The sequence below is a fragment of the Pseudomonas sp. Root562 genome, from assembly GCF_001427125.1.
GTDB lineage: Bacteria > Pseudomonadota > Gammaproteobacteria > Pseudomonadales > Pseudomonadaceae > Aquipseudomonas.
Genome location: NZ_LMGK01000009.1, coordinates 1 through 14,966 on the forward strand (window position 1 = coordinate 1; position 14,966 = coordinate 14,966).

A 14,966-nucleotide genomic window follows, 5' to 3' on the forward strand; every position below is an offset into this window, starting at 1 on the left:
AGAAGCCTCTCGAGACGCTGACTCCGGACGCTTTGGGCGTTTCCACCGCCTCCACCAACAAGACCCTGAAAGTCGAAGCGCCTGCTGCACGCAGCGCGGGTATCAAGGTCAAGTCGGTGGCTGAACTGGTGGAAAAACTCAAGAATGAAGCGAAGGTGATCTGAATGACGATCCTGGTTATTGCTGACTATTCAACCGACCAGCAGGACAACAAAGTGCTGGCCCCGGCCACGCTGAACACCGTTGCTGCCGCTGCCAAAATCGGCGGCGACATCCACGTGCTGGTTGCAGGCCAAGGCGCTGGCNGACAACAAAGTGCTGGCCCCGGCCACGCTGAACACCGTTGCTGCCGCTGCCAAAATCGGCGGCGACATCCACGTGCTGGTTGCAGGCCAAGGCGCTGGCGCCGTGGCTGAAGCCGCTGCGAAAATCGCGGGCGTGAGCAAAGTCCTGAACGCTGACAACGCCGCTTACGCGCATCAGCTGCCGGAAAACATTGCTCCACTGGTCGCAGAGCTTGGCAAGGGCTACAGCCACATCCTGGCTGCCGCCACTTCCAACGGCAAAAACATCCTGCCGCGCGTTGCCGCTGCACTGGACGTTGACCAGATCTCCGAGATCATCCAGCTGCCGGAAAACATTGCTCCACTGGTCGCAGAGCTTGGCAAGGGCTACAGCCACATCCTGGCTGCCGCCACTTCCAACGGCAAAAACATCCTGCCACGCGTTGCCGCTGCGCTGGACGTTGACCAGATCTCCGAGATCATTTCGGTAGAAAGCGCCGACACCTTCAAGCGTCCGATCTACGCCGGTAACGCCATCGCGACCGTTCAATCGAACGCTGCGGTCAAGGTSATCACCGTGCGTGCCACCGGTTTCGACCCGGTTGCCGCTGAGGGTGGTTCGGCTGCCGTTGAAGCGGTTGCTGCTGCTCACGACGCTGGCATCTCCAGCTTCGTCGGCGAAGAACTGGCCAAGTCCGATCGTCCGGAACTGACCGCTGCCAAGATCGTCGTTTCCGGCGGCCGCGGCATGCAGAACGGCGACAACTTCAAACACCTGTACGCCCTGGCCGACAAGCTGGGCGCTGCCGTTGGACCGCTGCCAAGATCGTCGTTTCCGGCGGCCGCGGCATGCAGAACGGCGACAACTTCAAACACCTGTACGCCCTGGCCGACAAGCTGGGCGCTGCCGTCGGTGCTTCGCGCGCCGCGGTCGACGCAGGTTTCGTACCCAACGACATGCAGGTCGGCCAGACCGGCAAGATCGTTGCTCCACAGCTGTACATCGCGGTCGGTATCTCCGGCGCGATCCAGCACCTGGCCGGCATGAAAGACTCCAAGGTGATCGTTGCGATCAACAAGGACGAAGAAGCGCCGATCTTCCAGGTGGCCGATTACGGTCTGGTGGCGGACTTGTTTGAAGCGATTCCTGAACTGGCCGCCCTGGCCTGATCACCGACCAAACTGGAGAAACCAATATGAGCAATTCCGATTTTTCTTCATGGGTCGGTCGACGTCAGGAAAGCCAGGATCGGATCAGTTACACCCTGGTCAAACGCATAGCCGCCACATTGGGCGAGTCGGCGCCACAACCAGGTGAACCGCTGCCGCCTCTCTGGCACTGGGCATTTTTTCAGGAGCCGGTCGGCGCCAGTGAACTAGGACCGGATGGCCATCCAGCGCTTGGCGGCTTTTTGCCGCCTGCCCATAACCGCAATCGCATGTGGGCTGGTAGCAGAATCGAGTTTTACCAGCCGTTGACGGTGGAAGCTGAAGTGACCTGTGTGTCGACCATCCTCAACGTCGAGGAGAAGCACGGTCGCACGGGTTCCTTATTGTTCGTCACAGTACGCCATGAGTTTTTCCAGGACGGCAAACGCGCCCTGCAAGATGATCAGGACATTGTTTACCGAGAACCTGTTCCACCCAAACTGGGCGGCACCGAACCGTTACCGGAAGGCCAATGGCAGGAATCGATCGAGCCCACCCCGACACTGCTGTTCCGCTATTCCGCAGTCACTTTCAATGGTCATCGGATTCACTATGACTGGCCCTATGTGACGGAGACCGAAGGTTATCCAGGCCTGGTAGTACATGGCCCGTTGATTGCCACGTTGAACCTGCGAGCCTTTACCAAAGCGCATCCAACTGCACGCCTGGAGCGTTTCGTCTTCCGCGGAGTGAGGCCGCTGATTTCACCACACCCCTTCGAAGTGGGCGGACGTTTGATCGAAGAAGGCAAAGCGCAAGTATGGGCTGGCAATCAGGACGGCACGGCACAGATCGGAGAAATCGAGTTCAGCAATGGAGCAAAGCCATGAGCACATCAATTATTCGATCCGCCCTGTTTGTGCCGGCCACTCGACCCGAGCGTATCGCCAAAGCTCTCGCCACCGGCGCCGACCGGGTCATCGTAGACCTGGAAGACGCGGTACAGGAAAACCTGAAGGAGCAGGCAAGAAACAATCTTGAATCCTTCCTCAGCGAAAACCCGGAGGCGCGGATTCTGGTGCGGGTGAATGCCCCGGATCACTGGGCGCATGGCGCAGATCTGGATCTTTGCCAGCACCACGCGGGAGTGATCGGCATCCTGCTGCCCAAAGCAGAAAGCGCGGCTCAAGTAAAGACTGCGGCAGGTTGCAAAAAACCGATCTGGCCGATCATAGAAAGTGCCAAGGGCTTGTCGGCACTCACCGAGATTGCCGGCACTGTGGGAGTCGAGCGTTTGTCGTTCGGGAGTCTGGACCTGGGTCTGGACATGAACCTGACGGTTGGCAGCCCTGCCGCTGAAGCAATCCTCAGCCACGCCCGTTATGCGGTTTTGCTCGCCACGCGAGTTGCCGGGCTCGCTCCAGCGCTGGACGGCGTGTTTCCCTCGATCCAGGACACCACCGGGCTACTGGGCGCTGTGCAATTTGCCCGGGACATGGGTTTTGGTGGCGCGCTGTGTATCCACCCAAGCCAGGTCGCGATCATTCATCAGGCGCTCAAACCCAGCCTGGAAGAGTTGAATTGGGCGCAACGCATTATCCAGGCCGCCCGCTCGGGTGAGGGCGTTTTCGTGCTGGATGGGCAGATGGTCGATGCACCTGTCATAGGTCGTGCGCAATCGATCATGGCTCGCGCAACCTGACCCCACGCCAACGCTTTTGCTTCGATGCTGTGCATCCCTCCACTCTCTGCAGGACGGTGTCATGACCCACGTTTCCAGCCACACCCATGCCATATCGATCAACCCCACCAACGGTGAGCAGATAGGCCACTACCCCTTCGAGTCTGCAGCAGAACTGGAAGCCTCACTGTCCCGCGCGATCAAGGGGTTTTCCCTCTGGCGCAGCCAGTCTGTCGAAATGCGTTCCCGCGCCCTGATCGCTCTGGCAAGGGCATTACGCGACAACGCAGATTCAATGGCGAAAATGATCACTCAAGAGATGGGCAAACCCACTACTCAGGCGCGCGCTGAAATTGAAAAGTGTGCGCAGCTATGCGAGTGGTACGCCGAACACGGTCCTGCCATGCTGACCGCCGAACCTACTCAGGTTGAGGGAGGGAAAGCACGCATAGAGTATCGTCCCCTGGGTCCTATTCTCGCCGTGATGCCGTGGAACTTTCCCATCTGGCAAGTATTGCGCGGCGCCGTTCCTGCATTGATTGCCGGCAACACCTACGTACTCAAACATGCGCCGAACGTGATGGGATGCGCGTACTTGCTGCAAGATGCGTTCAAGCGCGCCGGCTTCGCCGAGGGTGTGTTTGATATCATCAATGTCACGCCCGAAGTTGTTTCCATGGCAATCCAAGACCCTCGCATTGCCGCGGTAACGCTTACAGGCAGCGTCCGTGCGGGCATGGCCATCGGTGCGCAGGCGGGTGCAGCCTTGAAGAAGTGCGTGTTGGAACTGGGTGGCTCGGATCCCTTTATCGTGCTTGACGACGCCGATCTGGACGAAGCCGTCAAAGCTGCTGTGATTGGCCGTTATCAAAACACCGGACAAGTCTGCGCGGCTGCCAAGCGCTTGATTGTCGAGCAAGGCGTTGTCGAGGAATTTACCCGCAAATTTGTGGAGGCCGCTTCGAGGTTGGTTATTGGCGATCCACTGGCCGAAGACACTTACATAGGACCCATGGCTCGCTTTGATTTGCGCGATGAACTGGATCGTCAGGTCCGAGACACCCTGGAAGAAGGTGCGACCTTGTTGTTGGGAGGCAGAAAGGCCGAAGGCCCTGGCAACTACTACGAGCCTACGGTATTTGGTGATGTCACCGACCAGATGACCTCATTCAAACAGGAATTGTTTGGGCCCGTGGCATCAATCATCACCGCGCGGGACGCAGCACACGCACTGGAACTGGCCAACGACAGTGAATTCGGGCTTGCCTCGACCATCTACACACGCAACGTCGAACTGGCCCAGAAGCTGGCCGGCGAACTGGAAACCGGAGGCGTATTCATCAATGGATATTGCGCAACCGACCCACGCGTCACTTTCGGGGGTGTAAAGAAAAGCGGTTTTGGCCGTGAACTGTCGCATTTCGGTGTGCGCGAGTTCTGCAATGCACAGACTGTCTGGCTGGACCGTCACTAATAATAAGCAAGACGCCAAGCCCAGCAAGAACGTCCGCTGAGCCAAAGATGGGCGAGTCAGAGAAAGACTCGCCTCACACTTATGAGGAGCTTTTGATGCGAGTCTTCCCTGCAATCCTGGGCGTTACCCTGACTGCGGCCTTAAGTAGTACTGCCCTCATGGCTGCCGAACCCACCGGCACGCTTAAGAAAATCAAGACCTCGGGGACCATCACCCTGGGTCACCGAGACTCGTCCATTCCCTTCTCTTATATTGCCGACGGATCCGGTCAGCCGGTGGGCTACTCCCATGACATTCAATTAAAGATTGTCGAGGCTATCAAGCAAGAACTCGGTATGCCCAAGCTGAACGTACAATATAACCTGGTGACATCACAGACGCGTATCCCACTGGTGCAAAACGGCACTGTGGACCTGGAGTGCGGCTCAACAACCAATACCGCTGAGAGAGCTCGGCAGGTCGACTTCTCGGTCGGCATTTTTGAAGCCAGCACCCGCCTGTTGGTCAGGAAGGATTCGGTTTACAAGGACTTTCAAGATCTCAACGGCAAGAACGTAGTGACTACTGCTGGCAGCACCGCCGAGCGGATGCTCAAGGTCATGAATGCCGAGAAAAAGATGAATATGAACGTAATCTCTGCCAAAGACATTGGCGAGTCTTACCAAATGCTCGAGTCCGGCCGCGCCATTGCGTTTATGCAGGACGACGCATTGCTAGCGGGCGAGATGGCCAAGGCAAAGAAACCGGAAGATTGGGTCGTGACCGGCACCCCGCAATCCAACGAAATCTATGGTTGCACAATGCGTCGGGGTGATCCGGATCTCAAAAAAGTCGTGGATGACTCGATCAAGTCACTTTTCGTCTCGGGCGAAATCAACGCCATCTACGATAAATGGTTTACTCAGCCCATCCCTCCCAAAGGCTTGAATCTCAAATTCCCCATGAGCGCAGAGCTCAAAACAATCATCGCCCAACCCAACGACCAACCGGCGCCGGAAAAGGCTCTTTAACGGTCGTCCCTTTCTGCTCGAGTGACCAGGACACAGCGAGACAATCTTATCGCGCCATTACCTTTGCATCAGCTGAAGACTCCACCAAGAGCCAGAGTTTTTGTAGGGGCAGTAACGCCTAAAAATAAAAAAGGGTCGCGAGATAAAATCTCGCAACCCTTTGAATTATATGGTCGGGACGGAGTGATTCGAACACTCGACCCCTAGCACCCCATGCTAGTGCGCTACCGGACTGCGCTACGCCCCGACTAGGCGTGAAACTTGTTCCTCTTCTCGAGGAACGCTCAAGAATATATCGCAAGCTTTTGAAAACTGGAAGTATTTAAAAGCAGGAATTTATTTCTTGAGGACTACCAGGACATCTTCCAGCTCAGCGATCATCTGGCGAATCATTTGCTTGTATTGGGTGGTGTCGTCTTTGGCTTCATCGCCGGACAAGCGCAAGCGTGCGCCGCCGATGGTGAACCCCTGATCGTAAAGAAGCGCGCGGATCTGCCGGATCATCAGCACATCCTGGCGCTGATAATACCGGCGGTTTCCGCGGCGTTTGACGGGGTTGAGTTGAGGAAACTCCTGCTCCCAATAGCGCAGTACGTGCGGTTTTACCGCACACAGCTCGCTAACTTCACCAATGGTGAAGTAGCGTTTGCCTGGGATGACGGGTAGCTCGTCGTTATGACTTGGTTCCAGCATAAGCCTCAACTCGGGCCTTCAACTTCTGCCCTGGACGAAAGGTGACCACACGGCGAGCCGTGATAGGGATTTCTTCTCCCGTTTTCGGATTGCGGCCAGGCCGCTGGCGTTTGTCCCGAAGGTCGAAATTGCCGAAACCGGACAATTTGACTTGTTCGTTGTCTTCAAGAGCGTGCCTGATTTCCTCGAAAAACAGTTCAACCAATTCCTTGGCTTCCCGCTTGTTCAGGCCCAGCTCTTCATACAGACGTTCCGCCATCTCAGCTTTCGTCAAAGCCCCCATACGTCACTTCCTTAACGTGGCGTCCAACCTTTGTTCGAGCGAGGTGAGGATGTTTTGCGTCGTGGTATTCACCTCATCGTCATTAAGAGTGCGCGATGGATGCTGCCAGGTCAAGCCAACTGCGAGGCTTTTTCTATCAGGATCAATGCCTTTACCCTGATATACGTCAAATAGCCTGAGGTCTGTCAGCCATTCGCCTGCATTTTCACGGATAACGTCCAATACAGCCGAGGCTGCAACGTCTTTGTGCGCAATCAGTGCAAGGTCACGACGCACTTCAGGAAAGCGCGACAACTCGTGGAATTTAGGCATTTTGCCCGACGCCACTTCAGCCAGAACCATCTCGAAAACAAATACCGGACGATCGAGACCCAGGGTTTTCGACAACTCAGGGTGGATGGCGCCAATGAAGCCCACCAGACGACCTTCGCGTTCGATGCGCGCGGTTTGACCCGGGTGCAATGCCGGGTGCTTGCCAGGCACGAACGTGAATGCATCCAGAGCACCGGCGAAGCCCAGCACCGCTTCAACGTCAGCCTTGACGTCGAAGAAGTCTACGGTGTCGCGACCTTGCGCCCAGCCTTCCGGCAGGCGGCTACCGCAAACCACACCGGCCAGCATCGGCTCTTGTTTCAAACCTTCGAGCTGGCCGATGAAACGCAGACCGCTCTCGAACAGGCGCACCCGATCCTGTTGGCGGTTCAGGTTGTGCTGAAGCGCCTTGACCAGGCCTGGCCACAGCGACGAACGCATGGCAGCCATGTCATTGGAAATCGGGTTGGCGAGCAGCAACGGCTCTACACCCGGATTAAACAGCTCGAATTGTTTCGGATCGATGAAGCTGTAGGTGATCGCTTCCTGATAACCACGGGCAACCAGCAGACGACGCAGTTCCGGCAAATCGCTACGTGCTTCTGCCTTGGCTTGCGGCGCAAGACGCGCTTGCGGGTAACGAACCGGCAGGCGGTTGTAGCCGTACAGACGCGCCAGCTCTTCGATCAGGTCGACTTCCAGGCTGATATCGAAGCGGTGGCTTGGCACTTCTACGCGCCACTGCCCTGCCCCGTCTGCGGTAATGGTCAGGCCCAAGGCGCTGAGCAGACGCTCAACTTCAGCCGGGTCCATTTCCATGCCCAGCATTTGGGTGATGCGCTGAGCGCGCAGGGTCACCGGTGCGATCGACGGCAGGTGCTGCTCACTCACGGTTTCGATGATCGGGCCGGCTTCGCCACCAGTGATTTCCAGCAGCAGGCCAGTGGCGCGCTCCATGGCTTCACGGGCGAGCTGCCAGTCCACGCCACGCTCGTAGCGGTGCGATGCATCGGTGTGCAGGCCATAGGAACGAGCCTTGCCAGCAACCGCGATTTGATCGAAGAACGCGCTTTCCAGGAAGATATCGCGAGTGGTCGCGGTATTGACGCCGCTGTGCTCGCCCCCCATGACGCCGGCAATTGCCAGTGCGCGGGTGTGGTCGGCGATCACCAACGTATCGCTACGCAGGCTGACTTCCTGACCGTCGAGCAGTACCAGCTTCTCGCCTTCTTCGGCCATGCGCACGCGGATGCCGCCATTGATTTCGGCAAGATCGAAAGCGTGCAGCGGCTGACCCAACTCAAGCATCACGTAGTTGGTAATGTCGACCGCGGCATCGATGCTGCGCACGTCAGCACGACGCAGGCGCTCTACCATCCACAGCGGCGTAGGCCTGGACAGGTCGACGTTACGGATCACACGCCCCAGGTAGCGCGGGCAAGCAGCCGGTGCCAGGACTTCAACCGAACGCACTTCATCGTGGACAGCTTGAACGCTGGCAACGACCGGACGCGTGACCGGGGTGGCATACAGCGCGCCGACTTCACGGGCCAGACCGGCCAGGGACAGGCAATCACCACGGTTCGGGGTCAGATCGACCTCGATGCTGGCGTCTTCCAGGTTCAGGTATTCACGAATGTCCTGACCCACTGGCGCATCGGCCGGCAATTCCATCAGGCCATCGTTGCCCTCGCCCACTTGCAATTCGGCTTGCGAGCACAGCATGCCGTTGGACTCAACGCCACGCAGCTTGGCTTTCTTGATTTTGAAGTCGCCCGGGAGTTCGGCGCCGATGGTGGCGAATGGAATCTTCAGGCCAGGGCGCACATTTGGCGCACCGCATACGACCTGAAAGGTTTCCGAACCGTTGCTGACCTGGCAAACACGCAGCTTGTCGGCATCCGGGTGCTGTTCGGTGCTGAGCACCTCGCCCACGATTACACCACTGAATACGCCGGCGGCCGGGGTAACGCTATCGACCTCAAGACCGGCCATCGACAGACGAGCAACCAGCTCATCGCGACTTACCTGCGGGCTAACCCAGCCACGCAGCCATTGTTCACTGAATTTCATCCTGCTCTCCTAAGAATTCGTTACGACTAGCGAAATTGCGCGAGGAACCGCAAGTCGTTGTCGAAGAACAGACGCAAGTCGTTCACGCCGTAACGCAGCATGGCCAGACGCTCAACGCCCATGCCGAAGGCAAAGCCCGAAAACTCTTCCGGGTCGATCCCGGACATGCGCAGCACGTTCGGGTGGACCATGCCGCAACCCATGACTTCCAGCCAGCCAGTCTGCTTGCAGACACGGCAGCCTTTGCCGCTGCACATCACGCATTCCATGTCGACTTCGGCGGATGGCTCGGTGAACGGGAAGTACGAAGGACGGAAGCGCACCGCCAGTTCTTTTTCGAAGAACACCCGCAGGAACTCTTCGATGGTGCCTTTGAGGTCGGCAAAATTGATGTCGCGATCAACCAGCAGGCCTTCGACCTGATGGAACATCGGCGAGTGGGTGATATCCGAGTCGCTACGGTACACACGGCCTGGGCAGACGATGCGGATCGGCGGTTGTTTCGACTCCATGGTGCGGACCTGTACCGGCGAGGTATGGGTGCGCAGCAACATGTTGGCATTGAAATAGAAGGTATCGTGCATCGACCGGGCCGGGTGATGGCCTGGGATGTTGAGCGCTTCGAAGTTGTGATAATCGTCTTCGACCTCAGGGCCTTCGGCGATGCCGTAGCCGATGTGGGTGAAGAATTGTTCGATGCGTTCCAGAGTGCGGGTAACCGGATGCAGACCACCGGAGGTCTGACCGCGGCCCGGCAGGGTCACGTCAATGGACTCGGCGGACAGTTTGGCAGCCAGGTCGGCCTCTTCAAACAACGCCTTGCGCGCATTGAGAACGTCTGTGACACGCTCCTTGGCAACGTTGATCAGCGCACCGACTTGCGGCCGCTCTTCTGCCGGCAAATTCCCCAGGGTCTTCATCACCTGAGTCAATTCACCCTTTTTGCCAAGGTAGTGAACCCGGATTTGCTCCAGGGCATTGATATCTTCAGCGCTTTGCACAGCCTCTAGTGCTTGAGAGACGAGCGCATCCAGGTTTTCCATGTACAGACTCCAGATACAAAATAGGGGAAGAGCTTGAAGGCTCTTCCCCTATTTATGACGTTTAACACCTGGCCCCACAGAGGTGAGGCCGGGTGACTGTCGGGGGTACTTAAGCCAAGGTGGCTTTAGCTTTCTCGACAATCGCAGCAAACGCCGCTTTTTCGTTCACTGCCAGATCAGCCAGAACCTTACGGTCGATCTCGATGGACGCTTTTTTCAGGCCGGCGATGAAACGGCTGTAGGACAGACCGTTGATACGAGCACCAGCGTTGATACGAGCGATCCACAGAGCGCGGAACTGACGTTTTTTCTGACGACGGTCACGGTAGGCGTATTGGCCTGCCTTGATTACCGCTTGCTTGGCAACACGGAATACGCGGGAGCGTGCGCCGTAGTAGCCTTTAGCAAGTTTCAGAATTTTTTTGTGACGCTTACGGGCAATGACGCCACGCTTTACACGAGCCATGAGTTACTTCCTCTATTCTTGACTAAAATTAACGAAGGCGCAGCATGCGCTCGACTTTTGCCACGTCAGACGGATGCAGCAAGCTGCTACCGCGCAGTTGACGCTTACGCTTGGTCGACATTTTGGTCAGGATGTGGCTCTTGAAAGCGTGCTTGTGCTTGATACCGTTAGCAGTTTTCAGAAACCGCTTAGCAGCACCACTTTTGGTCTTCATTTTTGGCATGTTCGGATACTCCGCATTCAGTTGATAAACATAATCAGAAGGCCTGCCGTGCCCTGTTGATTACTTCTTCTTTTTCGGGGCGATGACCATGATCAGCTGGCGTCCTTCCATCTTAGGATGCTGTTCGACCGAACCGTACTCGAGCAAGTCACCTTCAACTCGCTTGAGGAGTTCCATCCCCAGCTCCTGGTGGGCCATCTCACGGCCGCGGAATCGCAAGGATACCTTGGCCCTGTCCCCGTCACTCAGGAAACGTACCAGGTTGCGCAGTTTTACCTGGTAATCCCCTTCCTCCGTCCCTGGACGAAACTTGATTTCTTTTACCTGAATCTGCTTCTGGTTTTTCTTCGCTGCCGCAATCTGCTTCTTCTTTTCGAAGATCGATTTGCCGTAGTCCATCACCCGGCAAACTGGCGGGACTGCGTCGGCGGAGATTTCTACCAGATCAAGCTTGGCTTCTTCAGCAATACGAAGCGCTTCATCAATCGAGACGATGCCAATCTGCTCGCCGTCAGCGCCAATTAACCGAACCTCGCGTGCCGAGATATTCTCGTTGATCGGGGCTTTCGGTGCAGCTCGTTTATCTTGTCTCATTTCACGCTTAATAATAATTACTCCGAATCTTGGCGACCACGCCGGGAAACCGCTTGCGCGAGGAACTCGGCGAACTGGGCGACGGGCATCGAGCCCAGGTCAGCACCTTCACGAGTACGCACAGCGACAGTCTGCATCTCGACTTCCTTATCTCCAATAACCAAGAGATAGGGAACCTTGAGCAAGGTATGCTCGCGGATTTTAAAGCCGATCTTTTCATTTCTCAAGTCAGACTTGGCACGAAACCCGCTTTCGTTGAGAGTTTTTTCTACTTCGGCAACAAAATCTGCCTGTTTATCAGTGATATTCATGATCACTGCCTGGGTCGGAGCCAGCCACGCAGGGAATGCACCCTCGTAGTGCTCGATCAGGATTCCGACGAATCGTTCGAAGGAGCCCAGGATCGCCCGATGCAACATCACCGGATGCTTGCGGCTGTTGTCTTCGGAGACGAATTCGGCGCCCAGACGGACAGGCAGGTTAAAATCGAGCTGCAGGGTACCACACTGCCAGACGCGACCGAGGCAATCTTTCAGCGAGAACTCAATCTTCGGACCGTAGAACGCACCCTCGCCCGGCTGCAGGTCGTACGGCAGGCCAGCGCTATCAAGGGCTGCAGCCAATGCCGCTTCGGCGCGATCCCAAAGCTCGTCGGAGCCAACGCGTTTTTCCGGACGAGTGGACAGCTTCATTTCGACGTCTTTGAAGCCGAAATCGGCGTAGACATCCATGGTCAGCTTGATGAATGCCGCGGATTCGGCCTGCATCTGCTCTTCGGTGCAGAAGATGTGGGCGTCATCCTGAGTGAATGCGCGCACACGCATGATGCCGTGCAATGCACCCGATGGCTCGTTACGGTGGCAGGCACCGAATTCGGCCAGACGCATCGGCAACTCGCGGTAGCTCTTCAGGCCCTGATTGAACACTTGCACGTGGCAAGGGCAGTTCATTGGCTTGATCGCGTAATCGCGGTTTTCCGACTGAGTGGTGAACATGTTGTCGGCGTAGTTGGCCCAGTGCCCGGATTTTTCCCACAGGCTGCGGTCGACAACCTGAGGCGTTTTGATCTCCAGGTAACCGTTGTCGCGTTGAACCTTGCGCATGTACTGCTCAAGCACTTGGTACAGGGTCCAGCCATTGGGGTGCCAGAACACCATGCCCGGCGACTCTTCCTGGGTGTGGAACAGGCCCAGGCGCTTGCCGATCTTGCGGTGATCGCGTTTCTCGGCCTCTTCGATGCGCTGAATGTAGGCGGCCAGTTGCTTCTTGTCCGCCCAGGCTGTGCCATAAACGCGCTGCAATTGCTCGTTCTTGGCGTCACCGCGCCAGTAGGCGCCAGACAGCTTGGTCAGCTTGAAGGATTTCAGGAAACGGGTGTTCGGCACGTGCGGACCACGGCACATGTCGACATATTCTTCGTGATAGTACAGGCCCATGGCCTGCTCGTTCGGCATGTCCTCGACCAGGCGCAACTTGTAGTCTTCGCCACGGGCCTTGAATACTTCGATCACTTCGGCGCGCGGAGTGACTTTCTTGATCACGTCGTAATCTTTCTCGATCAGCTGCTGCATGCGCTGTTCGATCGCGGCCAGATCGTCCGGAGTAAAAGGACGCTCGAAGGCGATATCGTAATAGAAGCCTTCATCGATGACCGGACCGATGACCATTTTGGCCGTCGGGTACAACTGCTTGACCGCATGCCCCACCAGGTGAGCGCAAGAGTGGCGAATGATCTCCAGCCCCTCTTCATCCTTTGGCGTGATGATTTGCAGCGTAGCGTCGCTGTCGATGATGTCACTGGCATCGGCCAGTTTGCCATTGACCTTGCCGGCCACGGTGGCCTTGGCCAGACCGGCACCGATGGATGCGGCGACCTCGGCGATGGAGACCGGGTGATCGAATGAACGTTGACTGCCGTCGGGAAGAGTAATAGTTGGCATGGCGCCTCCTCTCCTAGTGGTGACCCCTACCAAAGGTCACGTGGGTTGGGATGAGCCAGTACAAGATCCGGTCCAGGCCATTCAATGACGAACGCCTGCCTTACAGCGGCAGGAGCCTTGCGGCCAACCGGAAAACCGAACCAGAGTGACTGGGATTCAAATCAGGGTTATTCAGGCAGTTGCCGCGTCCGGGACTGAAGGTCGACCGGAGCCAGCAACGAAAAGCCTGAGCGGGGCATGCTAGCACAGATGAACGGTCGTGGCTGTGGGTGGCTTTCAGCCAAGGCAAATATGGCGTTTTTGTGCCAGAGTGCTGAACTTGATTCGCGCTTTACCCCTCAGATAAAAGACATTGACCCCACAAGGAGCATCCCGGCATGCGTCTGAATCGTTTGTTCGCTGTAGTCGCACCTATCGTTCTGCTGTTGCCTCTGGCTGCGCACGCCGATTGGCCCAAGGGCGAGCGCGAAAAATACATGGCCCAGTGCACTGAAGCGGCGACGCCGCAGATCGGCGCTGCGGCGGCCAAGTCTCACTGCGCCTGTGGTGCCGATGCAATCAAATCGTACCCGGCCAAGGACCTTCAGTCCTTGATGGACAACACTGCCAGTGACTCACTGAAACAGCAGGCCCTGACTCAGATTTCCAAGTGCAAGGCCAACGCTCCGGCGAAAAAGTGAGCCTTGAAACGGGCTTGAATTGCGATTTGAGCCGGTAAAAAGCCTCTGAAAATCGCGTTTTCCTACAATTTATGCAGGTTTTACAGCTTTTTTTATCGTCTTTACTTTCGGCTGAAAGCCTTTTAAATCGGGGCTTTCAGCCATATCAGGCAACAAAGAAAGCGTGACTGCAGGGCAAACAGCACCTGCGGGGGGGTGCCAAAGCGCACATTTCGACTATGATACCCCGGTGTGCCCAGTTGGCCTGAGCAGCACAGTACTACTGAAAATATATGTTTCTTGGAGATACACCATGTCTAATCGCCAAACCGGCACCGTTAAATGGTTCAACGATGAAAAAGGCTTCGGCTTCATCACTCCTCAAGGTGGCGGTGACGACCTGTTCGTACACTTCAAAGCTATCGAAAGCGACGGTTTCAAAAGCCTGAAAGAAGGCCAAACCGTTTCCTTCGTGGCTGAGAAAGGCCAAAAGGGTATGCAAGCTGCTCAAGTTCGCCCAGAGTAATTTCCAGGCGCACTAAAAAAACCCCGTCCATGTGACGGGGTTTTTTGTGGTCAATGCAAAAGCCTGGGGGTGATCAGCCGCAGTTGACGCGGGTGACGACCCGATTGGCGTCAGTGTTGAGATTCAAGCGATCAGAGCGGTACTCCAGCGTCACCATATCGGTCGGCAGAAGGAACCGCGCATTCTGCGCGCCGGCACGCGTACGCGCCTGCTCCAGCAACTCGGGCGAAGCTTGTTTGCCGATGGTGAACTCGGCCGCTTTGGCCTCGCAACGGCTGTGACCTGTGTCAGTCGTCGTGACAGGGTCTGTTGCCGACTCGGTGGTGCCGGTGCTGCAACCGGCCAACGTGGCAGCGGCCAACAAAGTACCCAATGACGCGAGCTTCCAAGGCATGAAGCCTCCTTTTTTCATTAGTTAAGCTGAGATCGTGCGACCGCCAATCCGGCGTTTGGTTTCACAGGGAGGCCAGGTACCCTGCCCTTCGCCGCGGACAAACGGCAAGTTTGCCTGAGCATTGCCACACCCTTCACCCTGCAATCGTGACTGAATATTTAC

15 protein-coding genes, 1 tRNA gene and 3 pseudogenes are annotated in these 14,966 nt (G+C 56.8%); 9 read left to right on the forward strand and 10 right to left on the reverse strand.

Features of this window, described 5'->3' with window-relative positions:
* From ASD60_RS08925 to ASD60_RS08950, 7 genes and pseudogenes are all read left to right on the forward strand, one after another.
* Window positions 1-164: pseudogene (locus ASD60_RS08925) on the forward strand (electron transfer flavoprotein subunit beta/FixA family protein); the annotation flags it as partial.
* Window positions 165-305 (forward strand): annotated as a pseudogene (locus ASD60_RS28790) (electron transfer flavoprotein subunit alpha/FixB family protein); the annotation flags it as partial.
* Window position 306: 1 nt separating this feature from the next.
* Window positions 307-1,454 (forward strand): annotated as a pseudogene (locus ASD60_RS08930) (electron transfer flavoprotein subunit alpha/FixB family protein); the annotation flags it as partial.
* A gap of 26 nt (window positions 1,455-1,480) precedes the next feature.
* Window positions 1,481-2,323, forward strand: a complete 843-nt coding sequence (locus ASD60_RS08935; RefSeq protein WP_056853662.1) for an FAS1-like dehydratase domain-containing protein — start codon at window positions 1,481-1,483, stop codon at window positions 2,321-2,323.
* On the forward strand, window positions 2,320-3,135 hold the full coding sequence (locus tag ASD60_RS08940) for an HpcH/HpaI aldolase/citrate lyase family protein (RefSeq protein ID WP_056853663.1): 816 nt from the start codon (window positions 2,320-2,322) through the stop codon (window positions 3,133-3,135). The genes ASD60_RS08935 and ASD60_RS08940 overlap by 4 nt, the downstream gene beginning before the upstream one ends.
* A gap of 61 nt (window positions 3,136-3,196) precedes the next feature.
* Window positions 3,197-4,588, forward strand: coding sequence for an aldehyde dehydrogenase family protein (locus ASD60_RS08945; RefSeq protein WP_056853664.1), 1,392 nt, complete (start codon window positions 3,197-3,199; stop codon window positions 4,586-4,588).
* A 95-nt stretch (window positions 4,589-4,683) separates the two neighbouring features.
* The gene (locus ASD60_RS08950) at window positions 4,684-5,598 is read left to right on the forward strand and encodes a transporter substrate-binding domain-containing protein (protein ID WP_056853726.1); all 915 of its coding nucleotides are present in this window, start codon (window positions 4,684-4,686) and stop codon (window positions 5,596-5,598) included.
* Window positions 5,599-5,768: 170 nt separating this feature from the next.
* On the opposite strand, the gene ASD60_RS08955 is transcribed toward ASD60_RS08950, so the two are convergent.
* The 9 genes from ASD60_RS08955 to thrS form a co-directional block, all read right to left on the reverse strand.
* Window positions 5,769-5,845, reverse strand: a tRNA-Pro gene (locus ASD60_RS08955).
* Window positions 5,846-5,934: 89 nt separating this feature from the next.
* Window positions 5,935-6,291, reverse strand: coding sequence for a MerR family transcriptional regulator (locus tag ASD60_RS08960; protein WP_003179985.1), 357 nt, complete (start codon window positions 6,289-6,291; stop codon window positions 5,935-5,937).
* The gene (ihfA, locus tag ASD60_RS08965) at window positions 6,272-6,574 is read right to left on the reverse strand and encodes an integration host factor subunit alpha (RefSeq protein WP_002553164.1); all 303 of its coding nucleotides are present in this window, start codon (window positions 6,572-6,574) and stop codon (window positions 6,272-6,274) included. Before ihfA ends, ASD60_RS08960 begins: the two co-directional genes overlap by 20 nt.
* Window positions 6,575-6,577: 3 nt before the next feature.
* Entirely contained in the window at window positions 6,578-8,959 is a 2,382-nt protein-coding gene (pheT, locus tag ASD60_RS08970) for a phenylalanine--tRNA ligase subunit beta (protein WP_056853665.1), read from the reverse strand.
* A gap of 26 nt (window positions 8,960-8,985) precedes the next feature.
* Window positions 8,986-10,002 (reverse strand): phenylalanine--tRNA ligase subunit alpha, encoded by a 1,017-nt coding sequence (gene pheS, locus ASD60_RS08975; RefSeq protein ID WP_056853666.1) that lies wholly within the window; start codon window positions 10,000-10,002, stop codon window positions 8,986-8,988.
* 109 nt (window positions 10,003-10,111) lie between these two features.
* Window positions 10,112-10,468: a 50S ribosomal protein L20 gene (gene rplT, locus ASD60_RS08980; protein WP_007905879.1), complete on the reverse strand. Its 357-nt coding sequence runs from the start codon at window positions 10,466-10,468 to the stop codon at window positions 10,112-10,114.
* Between the two features lie 28 nt (window positions 10,469-10,496).
* On the reverse strand, window positions 10,497-10,691 hold the full coding sequence (gene rpmI, locus ASD60_RS08985; RefSeq protein WP_002553160.1) for a 50S ribosomal protein L35: 195 nt from the start codon (window positions 10,689-10,691) through the stop codon (window positions 10,497-10,499).
* A 60-nt stretch (window positions 10,692-10,751) separates the two neighbouring features.
* Complete coding sequence (infC, locus tag ASD60_RS08990) at window positions 10,752-11,303, reverse strand: translation initiation factor IF-3 (protein WP_169843736.1); 552 nt, start codon at window positions 11,301-11,303, stop codon at window positions 10,752-10,754.
* Complete coding sequence (thrS, locus tag ASD60_RS08995) at window positions 11,303-13,225, reverse strand: threonine--tRNA ligase (protein WP_056853667.1); 1,923 nt, start codon at window positions 13,223-13,225, stop codon at window positions 11,303-11,305. Before thrS ends, infC begins: the two co-directional genes overlap by 1 nt.
* A gap of 377 nt (window positions 13,226-13,602) precedes the next feature.
* Here thrS and ASD60_RS09000 point away from each other — a divergent pair, with 377 nt between their 5' ends.
* Window positions 13,603-13,905, forward strand: a complete 303-nt coding sequence (locus tag ASD60_RS09000; protein ID WP_056853668.1) for a hypothetical protein — start codon at window positions 13,603-13,605, stop codon at window positions 13,903-13,905.
* A gap of 292 nt (window positions 13,906-14,197) precedes the next feature.
* Complete coding sequence (locus ASD60_RS09005) at window positions 14,198-14,410, forward strand: cold-shock protein (RefSeq protein WP_003179963.1); 213 nt, start codon at window positions 14,198-14,200, stop codon at window positions 14,408-14,410.
* A gap of 73 nt (window positions 14,411-14,483) precedes the next feature.
* Here ASD60_RS09005 and ASD60_RS09010 read toward each other — a convergent pair whose 3' ends face one another.
* A complete protein-coding gene (locus ASD60_RS09010; protein ID WP_056853669.1) occupies window positions 14,484-14,804 on the reverse strand; it encodes an I78 family peptidase inhibitor in 321 nt (106 codons plus the stop codon).
* Window positions 14,805-14,966 lie beyond the last annotated feature (162 nt).

Bases quoted from the DNA above. Each gene is read 5' to 3' on its own strand.
- rpmI (WP_002553160.1), bottom strand. From the start codon at position 10,691: ATGCCAAAAATGAAGACCAAAAGTGGTGCTGCTAAGCGGTTTCTGAAA.
- pheS (WP_056853666.1), bottom strand. From the start codon at position 10,002: ATGGAAAACCTGGATGCGCTCGTCTCTCAAGCACTAGAGGCTGTGCAA.
- pheT (WP_056853665.1), bottom strand. From the start codon at position 8,959: ATGAAATTCAGTGAACAATGGCTGCGTGGCTGGGTTAGCCCGCAGGTA.
- ASD60_RS08945 (WP_056853664.1), top strand. From the start codon at position 3,197: ATGACCCACGTTTCCAGCCACACCCATGCCATATCGATCAACCCCACC.
- ASD60_RS08935 (WP_056853662.1), top strand. From the start codon at position 1,481: ATGAGCAATTCCGATTTTTCTTCATGGGTCGGTCGACGTCAGGAAAGC.
- ASD60_RS08940 (WP_056853663.1), top strand. From the start codon at position 2,320: ATGAGCACATCAATTATTCGATCCGCCCTGTTTGTGCCGGCCACTCGA.
- ASD60_RS08950 (WP_056853726.1), top strand. From the start codon at position 4,684: ATGCGAGTCTTCCCTGCAATCCTGGGCGTTACCCTGACTGCGGCCTTA.
- ihfA (WP_002553164.1), bottom strand. From the start codon at position 6,574: ATGGGGGCTTTGACGAAAGCTGAGATGGCGGAACGTCTGTATGAAGAG.
- rplT (WP_007905879.1), bottom strand. From the start codon at position 10,468: ATGGCTCGTGTAAAGCGTGGCGTCATTGCCCGTAAGCGTCACAAAAAA.
- ASD60_RS09010 (WP_056853669.1), bottom strand. From the start codon at position 14,804: ATGCCTTGGAAGCTCGCGTCATTGGGTACTTTGTTGGCCGCTGCCACG.
- ASD60_RS09005 (WP_003179963.1), top strand. From the start codon at position 14,198: ATGTCTAATCGCCAAACCGGCACCGTTAAATGGTTCAACGATGAAAAA.
- ASD60_RS08960 (WP_003179985.1), bottom strand. From the start codon at position 6,291: ATGCTGGAACCAAGTCATAACGACGAGCTACCCGTCATCCCAGGCAAA.
- thrS (WP_056853667.1), bottom strand. From the start codon at position 13,225: ATGCCAACTATTACTCTTCCCGACGGCAGTCAACGTTCATTCGATCAC.
- ASD60_RS09000 (WP_056853668.1), top strand. From the start codon at position 13,603: ATGCGTCTGAATCGTTTGTTCGCTGTAGTCGCACCTATCGTTCTGCTG.